This is a genomic window from Pantoea sp. 22096, from assembly GCF_052045955.1.
In the GTDB taxonomy this organism is placed as follows: Bacteria; Pseudomonadota; Gammaproteobacteria; order Enterobacterales; family Enterobacteriaceae; genus Pantoea; species Pantoea alfalfae.
The window spans coordinates 21649-41213 of the sequence record NZ_JBQEPW010000011.1 but is presented as its reverse complement, the minus strand read 5'-3'; the positions used below and the strand labels follow the sequence as shown (position 1 = coordinate 41213).

General features: G+C 57.6%; 12 protein-coding genes. All 12 read left to right on the top strand.

Going from position 1 to position 19565, the window contains the following annotated elements:
* The first annotated feature begins 1151 nt into the window (after nucleotides 1–1151).
* Nucleotides 1152–2762, top strand: coding sequence for a dipeptide ABC transporter periplasmic-binding protein DppA (gene dppA / locus ACTJKZ_RS20760; RefSeq protein WP_033734771.1), 1611 nt, complete (start codon nucleotides 1152–1154; stop codon nucleotides 2760–2762).
* Between the two features lie 171 nt (nucleotides 2763–2933).
* Complete coding sequence (dppB, locus tag ACTJKZ_RS20755; protein WP_013359638.1) at nucleotides 2934–3953, top strand: dipeptide ABC transporter permease DppB; 1020 nt, start codon at nucleotides 2934–2936, stop codon at nucleotides 3951–3953.
* Nucleotides 3954–3962: 9 nt separating this feature from the next.
* Nucleotides 3963–4865, top strand: a complete 903-nt coding sequence (dppC, locus tag ACTJKZ_RS20750; RefSeq protein WP_013359639.1) for a dipeptide ABC transporter permease DppC — start codon at nucleotides 3963–3965, stop codon at nucleotides 4863–4865.
* Between the two features lie 12 nt (nucleotides 4866–4877).
* Complete coding sequence (gene dppD / locus ACTJKZ_RS20745) at nucleotides 4878–5864, top strand: dipeptide ABC transporter ATP-binding protein (RefSeq protein ID WP_033784396.1); 987 nt, start codon at nucleotides 4878–4880, stop codon at nucleotides 5862–5864.
* Nucleotides 5854–6876: a dipeptide ABC transporter ATP-binding subunit DppF gene (dppF, locus tag ACTJKZ_RS20740; protein ID WP_013359641.1), complete on the top strand. Its 1023-nt coding sequence runs from the start codon at nucleotides 5854–5856 to the stop codon at nucleotides 6874–6876. The genes dppD and dppF overlap by 11 nt, the downstream gene beginning before the upstream one ends.
* A gap of 682 nt (nucleotides 6877–7558) precedes the next feature.
* A complete protein-coding gene (gene bcsO, locus ACTJKZ_RS20735; RefSeq protein ID WP_161734191.1) occupies nucleotides 7559–8158 on the top strand; it encodes a cellulose biosynthesis protein BcsO in 600 nt (199 codons plus the stop codon).
* Nucleotides 8149–8952 carry a cellulose biosynthesis protein BcsQ gene (gene bcsQ, locus ACTJKZ_RS20730; RefSeq protein ID WP_161734193.1) on the top strand — a complete coding sequence of 268 codons (804 nt, stop codon included), beginning with the start codon at nucleotides 8149–8151 and terminating at the stop codon, nucleotides 8950–8952. The genes bcsO and bcsQ overlap by 10 nt, the downstream gene beginning before the upstream one ends.
* A 48-nt stretch (nucleotides 8953–9000) precedes the next feature.
* Nucleotides 9001–11112, top strand: coding sequence for a UDP-forming cellulose synthase catalytic subunit (gene bcsA / locus ACTJKZ_RS20725; protein WP_161734195.1), 2112 nt, complete (start codon nucleotides 9001–9003; stop codon nucleotides 11110–11112).
* A complete protein-coding gene (bcsB, locus tag ACTJKZ_RS20720) occupies nucleotides 11109–14216 on the top strand; it encodes a cellulose biosynthesis cyclic di-GMP-binding regulatory protein BcsB (protein ID WP_440830002.1) in 3108 nt (1035 codons plus the stop codon). Before bcsA ends, bcsB begins: the two co-directional genes overlap by 4 nt.
* A gap of 11 nt (nucleotides 14217–14227) precedes the next feature.
* Nucleotides 14228–18043 carry a cellulose biosynthesis protein BcsC gene (locus ACTJKZ_RS20715; RefSeq protein ID WP_222924771.1) on the top strand — a complete coding sequence of 1272 codons (3816 nt, stop codon included), beginning with the start codon at nucleotides 14228–14230 and terminating at the stop codon, nucleotides 18041–18043.
* Nucleotides 18043–18486: a cellulose biosynthesis protein BcsD gene (gene bcsD / locus ACTJKZ_RS20710; RefSeq protein ID WP_161734202.1), complete on the top strand. Its 444-nt coding sequence runs from the start codon at nucleotides 18043–18045 to the stop codon at nucleotides 18484–18486. The genes ACTJKZ_RS20715 and bcsD overlap by 1 nt, the downstream gene beginning before the upstream one ends.
* Nucleotides 18487–18494: 8 nt before the next feature.
* The gene (locus ACTJKZ_RS20705; RefSeq protein WP_161734204.1) at nucleotides 18495–19502 is read left to right on the top strand and encodes a glycosyl hydrolase family 8; all 1008 of its coding nucleotides are present in this window, start codon (nucleotides 18495–18497) and stop codon (nucleotides 19500–19502) included.
* The last annotated feature ends 63 nt before the right edge of the window (nucleotides 19503–19565 follow it).

The window sequence follows — 19565 nt, the reverse complement described above, 5'->3', positions numbered from 1 at the left end:
AGACAGGTTTTTTTTCGTCTGTAGAAAACCACCGACAGGGACGGTTTTTCCTGAACAGTCTCGATCTGGCCGCTAAGCATTCACATTCTTACCGCTGAGTGGGCTTCAGGGAGCATACGCCTTCCGCAAAGACGCAAAACCGCCATCCCTGGCGGGCTCAGCGCGGGCGATTACGCACCTCATCCCTGAGGTGCGCCCGTAGCCGGGCCAACGCTTTGCGTTGTTCAAAAACGCTCCCGGCGTTTTTGTCCCTGGCCCGCGATGCTTTGCTACAGGCGTATGCTCCCTTCGCTTCACGTCTGTCAGACGCATCAGGTACTTACAGAAGCATCTCAGACAACTGACAGATCCAAATCAGAGTGCATCTGACCGCAGCGCATAAACTCAAGGCGGAGGGAACACGGGCAGAGGAGGAAAGCGTCCCACGCCATGGACGGCGTGGGCCGAGCGTCCAGGGAGGGTTTAAGCGCCTTTCCGATCTGCCCGTGTTCCCAAAGCAATCTCGATCTTAACGCTACTCCCGCTTGCCATCTTCGCTATCTTCCAGAAAGTTCCAGTAACCCCCATCCGCGGCGTGTTCCACTTACCAGCCCTGTTATTGTCACTTACCCGCTGGCAGGCCTTGCCATATAAGAGATGCGATCATAATTCGCGACACATTCTTCTTATGACCGAAAGCGGCAACATGCTGATTTCTTATGCTTCTTTGCCAGCATATTCCGCTGGTTGAACGTCATAACGCACAATGAATCGTTCAGTTATTCAACATTTGCCGGTAAAAGTTTTAAGTTTTTTAGCGGTGAGAATCACTAGCGATAGAGCAGCAAGCCAGCACAATGCACGGAATTCAGGTCAGCTACGCTGTGCATTGTATGGCTTTTAGACAGAAACGGTTTTTATTACCGTTGCATGCTATTCCTCACACTCTGTGTAAATAAGTAACCGTTGTATTGACGTTCTTTGCAACTGTTGACAAATTGATGCGTCAATAAACGCGCAGTTACGGAATTTTCTGAATGCACAATCTGCGTCAGAAAAAACAAAAAAAACGCAGCGCGCGTTAACCACCTGTTCGGTGGTACGCCTGAACCGCATAAAAAAATCAGAGGTCGGGCAATACACACAACATCACATCACAATGGAGCAAAAGCATGATCAACTCCCTGGCTAAATCCGGGATGCTGAAGGTCGGTCTGAGCCTGATTGCTATGACTGTCGCCGCCGGTGTTCAGGCAAAAACCCTCGTTTACTGTTCTGAAGGTTCTCCGGAAGGCTTTAACCCGCAGTTGTTCACCTCGGGCACCACCTACGATGCCAGCTCACGTCAGATCTACAACCGACTGGTTGAGTTCACTATCGGCACCACCGAACTGCACGCTGCGCTGGCAGAGAAGTGGGATGTCAGTGAAGACGGTAAAACCTACACCTTCCACCTGCGTAAAGGTGTGAAGTGGCAGACCACCAAAGATTTCAAACCGACACGCGACTTCAATGCGGATGATGTCGTGTTCACCTTTGAGCGCCAGCTGGATAAAAACAACGCCTATCACGGCGTCTCTGGCGGCAGCTACGAATATTTCGAAGGCATGGACATGCCGAAGCTGATCAGCAAAATCGAAAAAGTGGACGAGAATACCGTGCGCTTTGTGCTGACGCGTCCTGAAGCGCCGTTCCTCGCCGACCTCGGCATGGACTTCGCCTCGATTCTGTCGAAAGAGTACGCAGATAACATGCTCAAAGCGGGTACCCCGCAAAACGTTGACCTGAACCCGGTCGGGACCGGTCCGTTCCAGCTGCTGCAGTACCAGAAAGATTCGCGCATCCTTTACAAAGCTAACCCGGATTACTGGGGCACCAAGCCGAAAATCGATCGCTTAGTCTTCTCCATTACCCCGGATGCGTCGGTGCGCTACGCCAAGCTGCAGAAGGGCGAATGTCAGGTGATGCCTTATCCAAACCCGGCTGACATTGCGCGTATGAAGCAGGACAAAAACATCAACCTGTATGAGCAGGCTGGCCTGAACGTCGGCTATCTGTCGTACAACGTTGAGAAAAAACCGCTGGATAACCTGAAAGTGCGTCAGGCACTGACCATGGCGGTCAACAAAAAAGCGATTATCGACGCCGTTTATCAGGGTGCAGGTCAGCCTGCTAAAAACCTGATCCCCCCAACGATGTGGGGCTATAACGACGACGTAAAAGACTACGCCTACGATCCTGAGAAAGCCAAAGCGCTGCTGAAAGAAGCGGGCATGGCAGACGGTTTCTCCATCGACCTGTGGGCGATGCCGGTTCAGCGTCCGTACAACCCGAACGCGCGCCGCATGGCTGAGATGATTCAGAGCGACTGGGCGAAGATTGGCGTCAAAGCCAAAATCGTCACCTATGAGTGGGGCGAATATCTGAAGCGCGCCAAAGCGGGCGAGCACCAGACCGTCATGATGGGCTGGACCGGTGATAATGGGGATCCGGATAACTTCCTGGCCACCCTGTTCAGCTGCTCAGCGGCCAAAGATGGCTCAAACTACTCGCGCTGGTGTGATAAATCCTTTGAGGATCAGATTCAGCCCGCGCGCGCCACCGCCGATCAGGCGAAGCGCATCGAGTACTACAAGCAGGCACAGGTTGTGATGCATGACCAGGCACCGGCGCTGATGATCGCGCACTCAACGGTATACGAACCGGTCAGCAAGAAAGTCTCCGGGTACAAAGTGGATCCGCTGGGCGGACACTACTTTGCTCAGGTAGACATTAAAGAATAATTGTCGCCTTTTCCGGGGCGGCTGCGCGTCGCCCCGGCTTTATCTCCCTGTTTTACTGGAAACGGTAGAGGCGCAGCCTGTCTGCGTCGCGGTCGGGCCTACCCGATCGTCAGATGTAAGCAATAACAACCCTCGCGGCGACGGTCGCGCGGACAAGAGAGAACCCGGATTATGCTGCAGTTCATACTCCGACGTCTGGGCCTTGTCATCCCAACGTTTATCGGTATTACATTACTCACCTTCGCGTTTGTTCACATGATCCCCGGTGATCCGGTGCTGATCATGGCCGGTGAGCGCGGTATTTCTCCTGAACGTCATGCTCAGTTAATGGCGCTGTTAGGTCTGGATCAGCCGCTGTGGAAACAGTACCTGAACTACATTAATGGCGTATTACATGGCGACCTGGGCATTTCACTGAAGAGCCGCATCCCGGTCTGGGATGAGTTTGTTCCACGCTTCAAAGCGACGCTGGAACTCGGCATCTGCGCCATGATATTTGCCGTTGCCATTGGTATCCCGGTTGGTGTGCTGGCGGCGGTAAAGCGTGGTTCGATTTTCGATCACACCGCCGTGGGCATCTCACTGACCGGCTACTCCATGCCGATCTTCTGGTGGGGCATCATGCTGATCATGCTGGTCTCGGTGCAGCTCAATCTGACACCGGTTTCCGGGCGGGTCGGCGACACCGTCTTCCTGGATGACAGCATGCCGCTGACCGGCTTTATGCTGATCGATACCTTCTTCTGGGGTGAGCCAGGCGACTTCCATGATGCGGTGATGCACATGATCCTGCCTGCCATCGTGCTCGGCACTATTCCGCTGGCGGTGATTGTGCGTATGACGCGATCGGCAATGCTCGAAGTGCTGGGTGAAGATTACATCCGTACAGCGCGTGCCAAAGGCCTGACGCGGATGCGCGTGATCGTGGTGCATGCGCTGCGAAACGCCATGCTGCCGGTGGTTACGGTCATCGGCCTGCAGGTCGGCACGTTGCTGGCCGGGGCGATTCTGACCGAAACCATCTTCTCGTGGCCGGGTCTGGGTCGCTGGCTGATTGAAGCGTTGCAGCGCCGTGACTATCCGGTGGTGCAGGGCGGTGTGCTGCTGACCGCAGTGCTGATTATTGTGGTCAACCTGCTGGTTGATCTGCTGTATGGCGTGGTTAACCCGCGCATACGTCACAAGAAATAAGGGGGCATCATGTCTGTTGTTGATCCCGGCAGCGTTACCGTTGCACCCAAGCCGATGACCCCGTTTCAGGAATTCTGGCACTACTTCAAACGTAACAAAGGCGCGGTCGTCGGTCTGGTTTACATCATCATTGTGCTGCTGTGCGCCATCTTTGCCGATGTGCTGGCCCCGCATGCCCCTGCTGAGCAGTTCCGCGATGCGCTGCTGCATCCGCCGGTCTGGCAGGAAGGCGGTAACTGGAGCTACATTCTGGGCACCGACGATGTGGGCCGCGATGTGCTATCGCGTCTGATGTACGGTGCGCGCCTGTCGCTGCTGGTGGGTTGTCTTGTAGTCGTACTGTCGCTGATTTTCGGCGTGATATTTGGCCTGCTGGCCGGTTATCTCGGTGGCGTGGTCGATGCCATCATCATGCGCGTAGTCGATATCATGCTGGCATTGCCAAGTCTGCTGCTGGCGCTGGTGCTGGTCGCCATCTTCGGTCCCTCAATCGTTAATGCCTCTATCGCGCTGACGTTTGTGGCGCTGCCGCACTATATCCGTCTGACCCGCGCCGCAGTGCTGGTGGAAGTGAACCGCGACTATGTGACCGCTTCCGGCGTGGCCGGTGCCGGTATGCTGCGCCAGATGTTTGTGAATATTCTGCCTAATTGCCTGGCACCGCTCATCGTGCAGGCGTCATTAGGTTTCTCCAACGCCATTCTTGATATGGCGGCGTTGGGCTTTCTCGGTATGGGTGCGCAACCGCCAACGCCGGAGTGGGGCACCATGCTCTCCGACGTTCTGCAGTATGCGCAAAGTGCCTGGTGGGTCGTGACCTTCCCTGGATTGGTCATTCTGCTTACCGTGCTGGCATTTAACCTGATGGGCGATGGTTTGCGTGATGCCCTCGACCCGAAACTCAAGCAGTAAAGAGGCACCGAGATGGCGTTATTAAATGTAGACAAACTGTCGGTGCATTTCGGCGACGATAAAGCACCGTTCCGCGCGGTTGACCGCATCAGTTATCAGGTTGAGCAGGGCCAGGTCGTGGGTATCGTGGGCGAGTCCGGCTCCGGTAAATCGGTAAGTTCACTGGCGATCATGGGACTGATCGACTTCCCAGGCAAAGTGATGGCGGAGAAGCTGGAGTTCAACCAGCGCGATCTGAAACGCATCTCCGAACGCGAGCGCCGCCAGCTGGTGGGCGCAGAAGTGGCGATGATTTTTCAGGACCCGATGACCAGCCTGAATCCCTGCTACACCGTGGGCTTCCAGATTATGGAAGCGATCAAGGTGCATCAGGGCGGCAATAAGCGCACCCGGCGTCAGCGGGCGATTGACCTGCTGAATCAGGTCGGGATTCCCGATCCTGCGTCACGGCTCGATGTCTATCCGCACCAGCTGTCGGGCGGCATGAGCCAGCGTGTGATGATTGCGATGGCAATCGCCTGTCGGCCTAAGCTGCTGATCGCCGATGAGCCGACCACGGCGCTCGACGTGACCATTCAGGCGCAGATCATTGAACTGCTGCTGGATCTTCAGCGGCAGGAGAACATGGCGCTGATCCTGATTACGCACGATCTGGCGTTAGTGGCAGAAGCGGCGCACCACATTATCGTGATGTATGCCGGTCAGGTCGTGGAGAGCGGTAAAGCGACCGATATCTTCAAAGCGCCGCGCCATCCTTATACGCAGGCGTTGCTGCGCGCGCTGCCGGAGTTTGCGGCCGACAAAGCGCGTCTGGCTTCACTGCCTGGCGTGGTGCCGGGCAAGTATGACCGCCCGGCTGGCTGTCTGCTTAACCCACGCTGCCCTTATGCGACTGACCTTTGTCGTCAGGAAGAACCTGAACTGCGCACCATTCCAGGACGCCAGTCCAAGTGTCACTATCCGCTGGACGATGCCGGGAGACCCACTTATGAGTCATGAAACCACGAAAGATCAGTTCCTGCTGCAGGCGATTGATCTGAAGAAGCACTACCCGGTGAAGAAGGGTCTGTTTGGTCAGGAGCGTCTGGTCAAAGCGCTGGATGGCGTCTCTTTTAATCTGGAGCGCGGCAAAACGCTGGCGGTCGTCGGCGAGTCAGGCTGTGGCAAATCCACCCTGGGACGCCTGCTGACCATGATCGAAACCCCGACTGAAGGCCAGCTTTACTGGCACGGCCAGGATCTGCTGAAACACGATCCCCAGGCGCAGAAGCTGCGTCGCCAGAAAATCCAGATCGTCTTCCAGAACCCCTATGGCTCGCTCAATCCGCGTAAGAAAGTGAGCCAGATTCTGGAAGAGCCGCTAGTGATCAATACCCAGCTCACGAAAGCGGAACGCCGCGAGAAGACGCTGGAGATGATGGCGAAAGTCGGCCTGAAAACCGAGCACTACGACCGCTATCCGCATATGTTCTCAGGCGGGCAGCGTCAGCGTATCGCGATTGCGCGTGGGCTGATGCTCGATCCGGATGTACTGATTGCCGATGAGCCGGTTTCGGCGCTCGACGTGTCGGTGCGCGCCCAGGTGCTGAACCTGATGATGGATCTGCAACAGGATATGGGCCTCTCTTACGTCTTTATCTCGCACGATCTGTCGGTGGTGGAACACATTGCCGATGAGGTGATGGTGATGTATCTCGGCCGTTGCGTAGAGAAAGGCAGCAAAGAGGCGATTTTCGCCAACCCGCGCCATCCTTATACCCAGGCTTTGCTGTCAGCGACGCCGCGGCTGAATCCTGACGACCGTCGTGAGCGCATTAAGCTGACCGGCGAGCTGCCCAGCCCGCTCAATCCGCCGCCAGGCTGCGCCTTCAATGCGCGCTGCCACCGACGTTTTGGCACCTGCGTGCAACTGCAACCGAAGCTGAAAAACTACGGTGGCCAGGAGATTGCCTGCTTCGCGGTCGATCAGGATGAGAATCAGCCGGTGGGTGTGGCAGAAAAGGTCAGCTGACGATTGGCAGCTCAGGCCGTTAATGCAGTGATGGCCCAGGGAGCATATGCTCTTCGCAAAAACGCCATCCATGGCCCGCGATGCTTAGCTACAGGCGTATGCTCCCATCTCCTGAAGAGAGTTAGCCGTCTGTGGTTCTGATTTGGTAATGCAATACACCCTGAGCCAGTACAATTTCTTAAGCTGAAGGCTCCTTATTGGAGCCTTTTTTTATCTCAATTCTGCTGCAAACCGCACCGCTGGCGGACCGCCATCACGTTTCGGTTATTTCCCCTCTTTTTCCGTTATCAGATTTAATCTGTTTTTCTTCTGGCGAAATTCGCAGCGAAAAAAGATAAACAGGCTCAATCCCTTATGACAGCGATCGGTTTTTTTTGCGCCTGCGGCCGCCCGATCGTGGCTTAACATTGCGTTTATCATGTCACGTCTGGTTGTGCCAGGGGTTGTCAGAGCGGCTAAGTCTTAAAAATTATTGAAACATCGCAGATTAATTTAACTTAAACATCACTTATTAATTATAGGGGTTACTTATCTTATATTGGCTTTATTTTGCTGTAAGTGAATCTTTATGATTAAACTATTTTATTGAATATGCTTTATTTGTAATCAGGTTTTTCTGACTGACATTAAAGGGATGTGTTATATTCCAGGAAAAATCCTCCCTTGTTGCAGGCCACGGCCAATGAAGAATAATTACGATGATTTGCAGCGTTTTAAAGAGAAAACGCAAACGCTCGACATCGACTTTAAAGATATGTCTGGCCAGGCGCAGGAAGCGGCGGAACACAGTAAATGGGCTTTAATTCGTCAACTGGCGAAAGAGGAGCATCAGACCTCATTGGGTGGCGGTCAGCGTATCGACCTGCCGCAGCCACAGCCGCTGCGTGGAGATGAATTTACCGCACCACCACCTGAGGCACCGGCAAGGCCTGCCACACTCAGTGCGCAACCGACGACATCCGCCCGCAGCGCAATTCTCGATAGTCTGTCAGGCAGCAACCTGCCCACGGCCCGCACCGCTGAACGTGACCCTTCAGCACTGTTTCCGCCACCGCCGCCACCGCAAAAACGGGTTGCGGCTGATCCTGTTGCTGTATCACATGCTGAGCCAGTCCGGCCCGCCATGGTGGCGGATTTAAAGCCCACCATCACGCCTGCTACACCCCATTCTGAACCGGAACGGTTTGGTGCGTTGTTCCGCTCGCGCAACAGCGAACCGTCGAATCTGCCAAAAGAAACCTTACTCAAACCGTTACTGGAGAAGATTGCGCTATGCCGTTAGTTTGTGTGTGCTCGCCGAAGGGAGGGGTGGGGAAAACCACGCTGGCGGCGAATCTGGCCTGGAGTCTGGCGCGTTCCGGTAGCAAAGTTCTGGCCATTGATTTCGATGTGCAGAATGCACTGCGTCTTCATTTTGGCGTGCCGCTGCATGATGGCCGCGGATTTGTGGCGCGATCAGAAGAGCAGGCGGACTGGAGCCAGTCGATTCTTACCACCGGCGGCAATATCTTTGTCCTGCCCTATGGCAATGTCACCGAGCCACAGCGCGAACGGTTCGAAGAGAACCTGATGAAAGATCCCCACTTTATTAAGCGTGGTCTGGATACAGTACTTAATTATCCCGGTCTGGTGATTGTCGCTGATTTTCCGCCTGGCCCGGGTCCGGCCCTTAAAGCAATGACGGCGCTGGCCGATATGCATTTAGTGGTGATGTTAGCGGATACCGCCTCTGTGTCGTTATTACCGCAGATTGAAGAGAACCGGATGACCGGGAAACCGCTCAATAATAAGCAGGGGCACTATTTTATCCTGAACCAGTGCGATAACCGCCGGAATATTAATCGCGATGTCACTGCATTTATGCAGCAGCGTCTGGGCGATAATTTACTGGGCGTGGTTCACCGTGATGAAAGTGTGGGTGAAGCCAATGCTTCGCAGCAGTCCGTATATGATTTCAGCCCTGCCTCAGCAGCGGCATTTGATATTGAACTGATCGCCAAACGGGTCAGCAGCATTCTGAATATCACCGTGGGAAATGGCGAAGTTCAGGCTCCCATCCGCACAAATCATTTTTAGTCGGCTATTGCAGGCGACTGACTTAAACAGCTCTTCTCAGGGTGAATCATGAGTAAAATCGGGTTTTACCTGCTGCTGCTGGTGCTTGCACCCGTTGCCGCGGTGATCATCATTACGCCGATGGACAGCCAGAAACAGTATATTTTTGGTCTGATCAGCATCGGCATGATGTTTTTATTGGGTTTCAGCAAGAGCCGCAAAATAACCGTGGTGATGGTGATTCTCTCTGCCCTGATGTCCAGCCGCTATATCTGGTGGCGCACCACTGAGACGCTGCACTTTAATTCCGAAATCGAGGCGATATTAGGGATTGGCTTATATCTTGCGGAGCTTTACGTCTGGCTGATCTTAATTCTTGGCTTCCTGCAAACCACCTGGCCATTAAAGCGCACCATTGAGCCGTTGCCGGACGATACCCGTCTGTGGCCGACGGTCGATATTTATGTGCCGTCTTATAATGAAAGTCTGGATGTGGTGCGCGATACCGTGCTGGCGGCGCAGTGTATCGACTACCCGCGTGACAAACTCAAAATCTATCTGCTGGATGATGGCAAGCGCAGCGAATTTGCCCGATTTGCGGCGGATGTCGGGGTAGGGTATATCACCCGCGACGACAACAAACATGCCAAAGCCGGTAACCTCAACCATGCAATGAAAATCACCAAAGGTGAGCTGATTTGCATCTTCGACTGCGACCACGTGGCGACCCGCACCTTCCTGCAGGCGACGGTGGGGCCGTTTCTGAAAGATCCGAAGCTGGCGCTGTTGCAGACGCCGCACTACTTCTATTCGCCCGATCCCTTTGAGCGTAACCTGCGCGCTGCGCGCAGCATTCCCAACGAAGGCGCGCTGTTTTATGGCCCGGTGCAGCAGGGGAACGACAACTGGAATGCTACCTTCTTCTGCGGCTCCTGTGCGGTGATCCGTCGTTCGGCGCTGGAAGAGATTGGCGGCTTTGCCGTTGAAACTGTCACCGAAGATGCACACACCGCCCTGAAAATGCAGCGCCTGGGCTGGGGCTCAGCCTTCCTGTCGATCCCGCTGGCGGCCGGTCTGGCGACCGAACGTCTGGGTCTGCATATCATCCAGCGTACCCGCTGGGCGCGCGGCATGACGCAGATTTTCCGCGTCGATAATCCGCTGTTTGGCCGTGGCCTGAACTGGCAGCAGCGTCTTTGCTACCTCAACGCCATGCTGCATTTCCAGTTTGGCCTGCCGCGCGTTGCCTTCCTGACCGCGCCACTGGCTTACCTGCTGTTTAACCTCAATATTATTCACTCATCGGCGTCGCTGATTTTTGCCTACGTGCTGCCGCATCTGGTGATGTCGCTCTACGTTAACTCACGCATGAATGGCCGTTTCCGTTACACCTTCTGGGGTGAGATTTATGAGACGGTGATGTGCTTCCATCTGGTCATTCCGACCATCCTGACGCTGCTGTCGCCGAAACATGGCAAGTTTAACGTGACCGACAAAGGCGGTGTGCTGGATCAGGGCTTCTTCGATTTCCACATCGTGCGTCCGCACGTGATTGTGGCGCTGCTGCTGGGCATCGGCATTGTCGCTGGCGTAGTGCGTGCCGTGATGCATGACTATTTTGGCGTCGACCCTTACGTTATTGCGCTCAACGTCGGCTGGGCGATTTTCAGCCTGATTATTCTGATGGCGGCGATTGCCGTGGCGCGCGAAACCAAACAGGTGCGTAAAACCATCCGCGTTGACGTACAAATCCCGGCGATTATTCACTACGCCAGCGGCATTTCATCACGTACCCAGACCAGCAACCTTTCGATGGGCGGTGCACAGCTCGATGCGCCGGATGGCCGTCATGAAACGGATGAAATTGAAGAGATTGATCTGCTGCTGAAATCCGGCGCGATCACCATCCCGGTGAGTAAGATTTCCGGCGATGACGAGAGCATTCGCCTGCGCTTTGAAGCGATGCCGCTGGCGCGTCGTCGCGAACTGGTGCGTGTCGTGCTGGCGCGTGCGGACGCCTGGATCCAGCCAGAGTATAAGCAGGACAACCCGCTGATGTCGCTGGGCACCATTATTCGTACCGTATTTGAGCTGTTCTGGCTGACCTGGAAGGGGCGCCACGATAAACGTAAAAAAGTCGACCCGGTTGCCGCGGCGGCGAAAGAGGATGGCGCGGCATGAAGATCCTGACGCACACGTTGCTGGCCAGTTCACTGACCGCCGCGTTATGGCTGACGCCCGCTGGCGCCGAAACGCCGACGGCGATCGATAACAGCAGTGCCGCGCCGGTAAACAGTCCGGCTCCGACGCCGCCTGATGCTGCTGCAACCACCCAGCCAGCTGAGGCCACTGCAACCTCGAAATCTGCTGATGCCGCCACGAGTGTGCCGGTAACCAGTACGGCTCCGGCGTTGCCTGATGCGGCTGCAACCACGCAACCTGCCAGTGCAGCAGCGAGTGTGCCGGTAACCAGTACGGCTCCGACGCCGCCTGAGGCTGCTGCAACCACTCAGCCAGCTGAGGCCACTGCAACCTTGAAATCTGCTGATGCCGCCGTCAGTGTGCCGGTAAACAGTGCGACTCCGGCGTCGCCTGATGCTGCTGTAACCACACAGTCAGCTGAGGCCACTGTCAGTACACTCGCGGAAAATCAGGCCCCGGCCAGCGGTGCGGCGTATGTGACGCCACCTGCAACGCCTGTTAATCACGCTGCCACACCGGATGCCGGTTCAGCGCAGATGACGGCCCCGGTGAGTGTGGGCGGGTCAGCAGCGCCGTTAGTGCCGTTCGCGGCCCAGCCCGCGGAATCTGTACCGGCCTCTGCGCCACAGAGTGCAGTACCTGATGCCACGCCGACATCAACAAACTCTTCTTACGCACCAGCGGGTGAGGCAACATCAGCGCCTCAGGCGTCAGCGAACGGCGGGTTTTCTTCCGTCGCGCCGGTGACGAGCAGTGGCGCCGTGACCCAGGATAGCAGCGCGCTCTCCGCGGTGCCGCTGCCACAGGGGCTGAGCAATGCCGATCCGGCGCTGGAAGCGGCCGCCAGTGCGCTGCCCTACGCGCCGGGCCAGGCGACTGCGCCGGTTGCAGAACCGCAGCCACCTATCGCGTCGGCCATCAATCAGCCGATCAGCAGCGTGATTTCAGTGGCCCAGATGGGCCAGTCACGCGGCATTACGCTGACCGGCGGTCAGTTACAGTCGGGCATCACTTTTACTCTCCCCAGCGATGAAGTGATTACCAATGCGCGACTCAGTCTGACGCTGCGCGTCTCCGCCGCGCTGGCGGCACGCAATACCTCACTGCAGCTGATGCTGAATGGTCAGCCGCTCGGCACGCTGCCGCTGGGAGCCACGGACAGCGACGTCAGTGATTATGAGCTGGATATTCCGGCGGCGATGGTGGTGTCGAACAACAACCTCAGTTTTAAAATCAACGATGCGGACAAGCTGCTGTGTGAGAAAGAGAGCGCACAGCAGTATCAGGTCACCATTCTGCCGAATACCACGCTGCACCTTGAAGGTCAGCAGCTCAATATTGGCACCCGTCTGCGCAACTTCCCGCGTCCGTTCCTGGATCCGCAGCGGATGACGGCGTCCACCATCACGATGGGCTTTGCCAGTAACGTCTCACCTGATGCGGTCAGCGCGGCTGCGCTGGTGGCTTCCTGGCTCGGCATTCAGAGTGATTATCGCGGCATCCGGTTCCCGGTGGTACGCGGCGAACTGCCGGAAAACAACGGCATCCTGTTTGGTCATCCTGGCGATCGAATCGGCACCCTGACGTTCCCGGCCAGTAATGGCCCGATGCTGCAGGTGGTGGATAACCCCAGTAATCCGGTTTACAAATTGCTGCTGGTCAGTGGTAACAATGACGATCAGCTGCGTCAGGCGGCGAACCGTCTGACGACGCAGCCTTTTACCACCGATGAGAGCCAGCTGCAGGTTCCTGTACAGACCATTGGCAACCGTAAACCTTACGATGCGCCGCGCTGGATTAACACTGACCGCCCGGTTCGCCTGAGCGAACTGCTGCGTAAAGATCAGAGCCTGACCAGCAGCGGCATCTGGCATGATGCGCTGCGGGTTAATTTCCGCGCCGCGCCTGATCTGTTCCTGTGGGATGGCGACACGGTGCCGGTCAATGTGCACTATCGCTTCCCGTCTGAAAGCTGGATTGATGAGGACAACTCGTTCCTTAACGTCATGCTCAACGGCACGTTCCTGCGCAACCTGACGGTGAACAAAGTTGGCCTGCTGGAGAACGCCTGGCATAGATTGGGCGGTGATGCGCGTCAGGAGCAGTATCAGCTGAATCTCGAGCCCTATCTGATCTATGGCGATAACCAGCTGGCGCTCTACTTCAATATTAAACCCCGCGCCGATGCGCCCTGCGGCGTGCTCCTGAATAACAACATCAAGAGCCGGATTGAAGAGGACTCGTGGATCGATCTGAGCCATACCCGCCACTTCAGCATGTTGCCGAACCTCTCTTACTTTGTGGGTGCCTCGTTCCCGTTCTCGCGGCTGGCTGACTTCGGCCAGACCACGCTGCTGCTGCCGGAAACGCCCAGCGATGCTGAGCTGTCGACGCTGCTGGATCTGACGGCGCGAGCCGGAACCGCGACCGGCGTGGCGCTGACGCAGAATGAGGTGCTGTTTGGTCTGCCCACTGGCGGCACCCATCTGGCGCGCATACAGCAGAGCGATCTGCTGGCGGTCAGCACGACAGGTAACACGGCCTTTAATCAGGCGATGCTGGCGGCGTCACCTTATGATGCCACCAGCGGCACCTTTGGAGTTAAAGAGCCCGACACGCTGGAAAAATTACGCGGCTGGCTGACCGGCGACTGGAGTCGTCAGCAGCTGGATGCCGATCGTTACTTCTCATCCAACGAAGCGTGGCGGGGCTTTCTCAGCTACCGGTCGCCATGGAATCGCGATCGGCTGGTGGTGATGACGGTGGCAACCAGCGACGATCAGCTGTTGCGACTGCACAACGATTTAAGTTCGGCGCAGATTAACGCCGCAGTGCGGGGCGACACCGCGATTATCACCGATGAAAACGGCATTCGTAGTTTTCGCGTTGGTGCACAGTTCCCCAGCGGCGAGATGCCCTGGTACATGATGGTGGTATGGTATGCCAACCAGCACTCGGGGCTTCTGGCGGTGGCAGCGATGCTGCTCTCTGCGCTGGTGGGCAGTGCGGTCTGGGTGATGCTGAAGCGTCATGCCTGGCGGCGTCTGAACCCGAAGCAGGGCCATGATTCCGGCAGGAAGTAAGGACAACAATAATGAAAAAAAATCCGTTAAGTGCCGGTATTCGTAAAGCGTTGCTGCTGGGCAGCGCGCTGGCCCTGTCACCGCCGCTGCTGGCGGCAGAAAGCGCCAATCCGGCGTTGCAGGCTCTGTTCGATCAGGCCTCCTACTGGCATCAGAAAGCACATGACGACCTGGCGAAAGCCTCACTGCAAAAGGTGCTGATGGTTGAACCCGGCAACACCCAGGCGCTCTATCTGCTGGCCCTCTATTCACAGCAGGGTGGCGACACGGCTGCCGCAGCGCAGTATCGCGCCCGTCTCAGCCAGGTCTCTCCCAGCGATCCGCACCTGAGCGAGCTGGATAATGCGCGCCAGATGCAGACCATTCCGCAGGCGCAGCTTTCGCTGGCACGTCAGCAGGCGCGCAGCGGCAACATTGCGGCGGCATTACAGACCTGGCGCAACACCTTCAGTGGTAATGAGCCGCCACCGAGCGTAGCGGCGGAATATTATCTTACGATGGCGGGTGACCGTACGCTGCTGCCGCAGGCCGTTGAGGCGCTGCGGCAGTTTGCGGCTCAGCATCCGCAGGATACCGGCGCACGGCTGGCGCTGGGTAAAGCGCTGACCTGGCAGGAACCGACCCGTCGCGAAGGCATTGAGGTGCTGAGTTCGCTGGCAAGTGGTAATCAGGATGCCGATCGTTCACTGCGACAGGCGCTGCTGTGGCTCGGTCCGCAGCCGTCAGACGCGGCACTCTATCAGACCTGGCAGCAGCGTCATCCGCAGGACTCCGCCGTCATCGACTACTATCGTAAAAATGTCGGCGGCGCAGAAAAAGGGGCCGGATTCAGCGCGCTGAACAGCGGTGATGTCGGCGGTGCGCAGTCCAGCTTTGAAAAAGTGCTGGGTGCGAATCCGCAGGATGCCGATGCGTTAGCGGGGATGGGCTATGTGGCCCAGCGAGCCGGACATTATCAGGAAGCGGCAGATTATCTGCAGCGGTCTGCTCAGCAGGGCGGCGATCAGGGTTCCTTGCGCCAGCAGCAGGCCGACGATGCCCGCTTTTATGCGCAGCTGGCCAGCGCGCAGCAGGCGCTGAAAAGCGGCGACACGGCGCAGGCGCTGACCTTAAGCGAACCGCTGGCCCAGGCTGACGGCGAAAAAGGGCTGGCCGCCAGGCTGTTCCGCGCCGACGTGCTACGCCGCACCAATCAGCCTGAGCAGGCTGAGCAGATCTACCGCACCATTCTGCAAAGTGATGCGGACAACCGCAGCGCCAAAGAAGGGCTGTTCTACGTTCTGCGTCAGCAGAATCGCAGTGCCGAAGCCAGTACGCTGCTGGGGGCACTGCCGGACAACGTACGTCAGAGCGTCACGCCACGCGCCAATGAAGCCGATGCGCTGCGTCAGCAGGCGAAGCGGCAGCAGGCGGCCGGTAACAACGCCGCTGCTATCGCGACACTGCAGCAGGGCATTCAGCGCTATCCCTCCGATGGCTGGCTGCGGCTCGATTTAGCCCGACTCTATCGTCAGCAGGGCGATACGCTGCTGGCGGCCAACGTGATGCAGCCGGTGATGCGCAACGGGGCCAGCACCAGCGAGCTCTATGCCGGTGCACTTAACGCCAGCGAAAGCGGTGGCTGGCAGCAGGCCAGCGCGTTGCTGTCGCGCATTCCCGCAAACGCACAGACGGCGGCGATGCGTGAGCTGGCGCAGCGGGTGAATTTCAATCTGCAGATGAGCACCGCCGATCAATATCTGGCGCAGGGCGCGATGGCCGCCGCCACCAATACCCTGAAAGCGCTCACGGTCACGCCGCCCGCTAATCCGGTGGATGCCGGAAACCTGGCGCAGAAGCTGGCAAAAGCGGGCGATCTCACCAGCGCGGTATCAGTGGTGCGGACGAACCTGCAGCGTGGCGTACAGGGCAATGCGGGCGATTATGCCGCGCAGATGGCGGTGCTGAATCAGGCAGGCCTCGGCAGTGAGGCGCAGCGCTTCCTCAGCAACCCGGAGCTGCAGGCGCGCAGTACCCCGGCGCAGCTGGCCGGTATTCGTAACGGCTATCTGATTAACGAAGTGGATCGCCTGCGGCAGCAGCGGCAGTACGCAGTGGCCTATGACAAGCTGATAGGTGCGCTGCAGCAGGATCCGCAGAACCGCGATCTGATGTTCGCGATGGCCCGTCTCTATCAGGACGGTAAGATGAACCGGGATGCGGGAGTCGTGTATGACTACCTGATGACCCAGGATACGCCGACCCAGGATGCGCGTGTCGGGGCCATCAACGTCGCGCTGGCGCAGAACAATGTGCAGCGCGCCAGTGAACTGAGCCGCGGCCTTAACAGCACCACGCAGACTCCGGATCGCCTGCTGCTGCTGGCGCGGGTCGCTGAAGCCAATGGCGAGCATTCACAGGCGATGGCGTATCTGCGTTCGGCACGCGGGCAACTGATTGGCCTGCAGGGCGTGCAGTCTGGCAGTGTGCCGACCGTGGGCGGCCTGGCGCTGGCGGACAATCCGTTTATCAACCGCACCACCTCGCCGGTGGGACGTTCACCATCCAGCTACGGTACCGTGCTGCCGTGGCAGGCGGCACCAGTGGCGGCTACTGCGGGGGTGACCACGCAGGATGAACCGGCAGCGGGCAGTAAAACGGTTTCTCAGCAGTCACGGATTCTGCATGACATCGACACCATGATGGATTCGCTGCAGGAGAAAACCGGCACCTGGAGTCAGGGGATGGTGCAGGTACGCGGGCGCGATGGCGAGTCGGGCCTGAGCAAGCTGACGGAAGCCAAAGCGCCGCTGACCTTCTCTACCGTGCCGTTTGAACAGGCGCGTCTCGACTTTACCGCCACGCCGGTCTCACTGACGGCGGGCAGTGGCGCAGCTGATGCCTGGCGTCGTTTCGGCACCAATGCGCTGAGCCAGGGCCGCGTCGTGGCCGCAGGCGGCGCGACGGTCAATGACCTGCCCAACGCGACTACCGATTCGCAGACCGCTTCTGGCGTCGAGCTGAATCTGGCGCTGAAAGGCGACAGCTACAAAGTGGATATCGGCAGTACGCCGCTGGGCCAGGATCTCAGTACGCTGGTCGGTGGCGTGCAGTGGTCACCGAAACTGACCGACTTCCTGACGCTGATCCTGACCGGTGAGCGTCGCGCGATTACCGACAGCCTGCTCTCTTATGTCGGCGCAGAAGATAAAACCAGCGGCAAACGCTGGGGACGGGTCACGAAGAACGGCGCGAACGCCCTGTTAAGCTATGACAATGGCGATGCGGGCTTCTACGCTGGTGGCGGCGCTTACAGCTACCTTGGCGAGAATGTCGCCAGCAACAACAGCCTGCAGGCGACTGCCGGGGCCTATGTCCGTCCGTTCCACAGTGACGATCGCGAGCTGAAAGTGGGCATGAATCTGGCGTGGATGGACTTCTCAAAAAATCTCAGTTACTTCAGCTATGGGCAGGGTGGTTACTTCAGCCCGCAGAACTACGCGTCGGTCTCGTTCCCGATAGAGTTCACCCGCAAATTTGACGATTTAAAAGTCAATATCGGCGGTGCAGCCGGTTATCAGACCTACAGTCAGGATAAGAGCGCGTACTTCCCGTCGGATGCCAGCCTGCAGTCGGCGCTGGAATCTCTTGCTGCCAGCGGCAGCGTGAAAGACGCTTACTACTCTGGCGGCAGTAAAAACGGCATCGGCTATAACCTGCACGCCGGAGCGGACTACAAACTCAATAAAGATGTGACGATTGGCGGCCAGCTGGGTTATGACACCTTTGGTGACTACAACGAAAGCAGCGCCCGGCTCTATGTCCGTTACCTGTTCGGAGAGAAGTAATGAGTGAACATTCGGGGGTATCGCATCCTTATCAGCCGGGCTGGTTTGACCTGGTCAGCGTACTGATTGACGGGATGATCGCCAACGCCGGTCAGCAGGAGGCGGAAGCCTTTCTCTACAGGATGGGTGAATCGCTGGCGACCCGCTATCCTTTGCCAGAGTCGCGCACCGTGCAGGATCTGGAGCGCGAGGCCAACCTGCAACTGGCGCGGTTTAACTGGGGCTTTGTGCAGCTTCAGCCGGAAGAGAAGGCGCTGCTGATTGTGTATCACGCCTTACCGGCAGGCGACAGTCTCCCTTCTCCGGCTGACTGGCAGGCGGCGTTTGGTGCGGTCATCGCCGGACTTTTTTCAGGCTGGTTGCAGGGCCAGGGCGGCAGCAGAATGGTGCCGGTGACGCTTGAACTCAACGATGGCAGCACGCTGCACTATCGATATCAATAGGATCAGAAATGAAACGTAAGCCATTCTGGATGGGCTGGATCTGCTCTGTTTTACTGCTGGCCTGCAGCGCGCAGGCAAGTGCCAGCGGCTGGGATACCTTTAAAAGCCGTTTTCTGACCGCCGAAGGGCGGATCACGGACACCGCTAATAACAATGTCAGTCACACCGAAGGTCAGGGGTATGGCATGTTGCTGGCGGTGGCCAACAACGATCGCGCCACCTTCGATCGGCTGTGGCAGTGGACGCGCACTCAGCTGCGTAATCCGCAGACCGATCTCTTCTACTGGCGCTATGTGCCGGGCAGTGATAATCCGGTGGCTGACAAAAATAACGCCTCGGATGGCGATGTGCTGCTGGCATGGGCGCTACAGCGCGCCGCACAGAAATGGCAGGAGGAGAGCTATCAGCAGGCGTCTGACCGCATTCAGCGCGCCATCATCAAGCTGGATGTGACCAGCTTTGGCGGCCATACCGTCCTGCTGCCGGGTGCACAGGGTTTCAATAAAACCAGCTACGTGGTACTGAATCCCTCGTACTTCCTGTTTCAGGCGTGGCGGGAGTTTGGCGAGCGCAGTCATCTGCAGGTCTGGGATAAGCTGATTAATGATGGTTTTGATCTGCTGGGTAAGCTGAGCTTTGGCAAAACCGGCCTGCCACTGGACTGGGTCGCGCTGAATGCGGATGGGTCGGTTGCGCCGGCTGTCGGCTATTCAAACCGCTTCAGCTACGATGCGATTCGCGTGCCGCTGAACATCTGGTGGTACGATCCGCACAGTCTGGCGCTGGTGCCGTTTCAGCGCGTCTGGCAGGGTTACAGCCGCATGCTGACCCCCGCCTGGTTCGATGTGCTGGCGAATGCACCAGCCCCTTATCATCTTGAGGGCGGTCTTCTGGCGGTACGTGACCTGACGCTGAATGAGACCGGCTATCTGAGCGATACGCTGGCTGCCGATCAAAACTACTTCTCTGCCAGCCTGCAACTGTTGACCTGGCAGGCGTTTCAGGAGAAGCGCTGATCAATCGCATTACGTCGGCGCTGGCCGCCATTATGCGGCTGATAACCCGGTGTGTCAGGCGCT

Bases quoted from the DNA above. Each gene is read 5' to 3' on its own strand.
- dppA (WP_033734771.1), top strand. From the start codon at position 1,152: ATGATCAACTCCCTGGCTAAATCCGGGATGCTGAAGGTCGGTCTGAGC.
- dppB (WP_013359638.1), top strand. From the start codon at position 2,934: ATGCTGCAGTTCATACTCCGACGTCTGGGCCTTGTCATCCCAACGTTT.
- dppC (WP_013359639.1), top strand. From the start codon at position 3,963: ATGTCTGTTGTTGATCCCGGCAGCGTTACCGTTGCACCCAAGCCGATG.
- dppD (WP_033784396.1), top strand. From the start codon at position 4,878: ATGGCGTTATTAAATGTAGACAAACTGTCGGTGCATTTCGGCGACGAT.
- dppF (WP_013359641.1), top strand. From the start codon at position 5,854: ATGAGTCATGAAACCACGAAAGATCAGTTCCTGCTGCAGGCGATTGAT.
- bcsO (WP_161734191.1), top strand. From the start codon at position 7,559: ATGAAGAATAATTACGATGATTTGCAGCGTTTTAAAGAGAAAACGCAA.
- bcsQ (WP_161734193.1), top strand. From the start codon at position 8,149: ATGCCGTTAGTTTGTGTGTGCTCGCCGAAGGGAGGGGTGGGGAAAACC.
- bcsA (WP_161734195.1), top strand. From the start codon at position 9,001: ATGAGTAAAATCGGGTTTTACCTGCTGCTGCTGGTGCTTGCACCCGTT.
- bcsB (WP_440830002.1), top strand. From the start codon at position 11,109: ATGAAGATCCTGACGCACACGTTGCTGGCCAGTTCACTGACCGCCGCG.
- ACTJKZ_RS20715 (WP_222924771.1), top strand. From the start codon at position 14,228: ATGAAAAAAAATCCGTTAAGTGCCGGTATTCGTAAAGCGTTGCTGCTG.
- bcsD (WP_161734202.1), top strand. From the start codon at position 18,043: ATGAGTGAACATTCGGGGGTATCGCATCCTTATCAGCCGGGCTGGTTT.
- ACTJKZ_RS20705 (WP_161734204.1), top strand. From the start codon at position 18,495: ATGAAACGTAAGCCATTCTGGATGGGCTGGATCTGCTCTGTTTTACTG.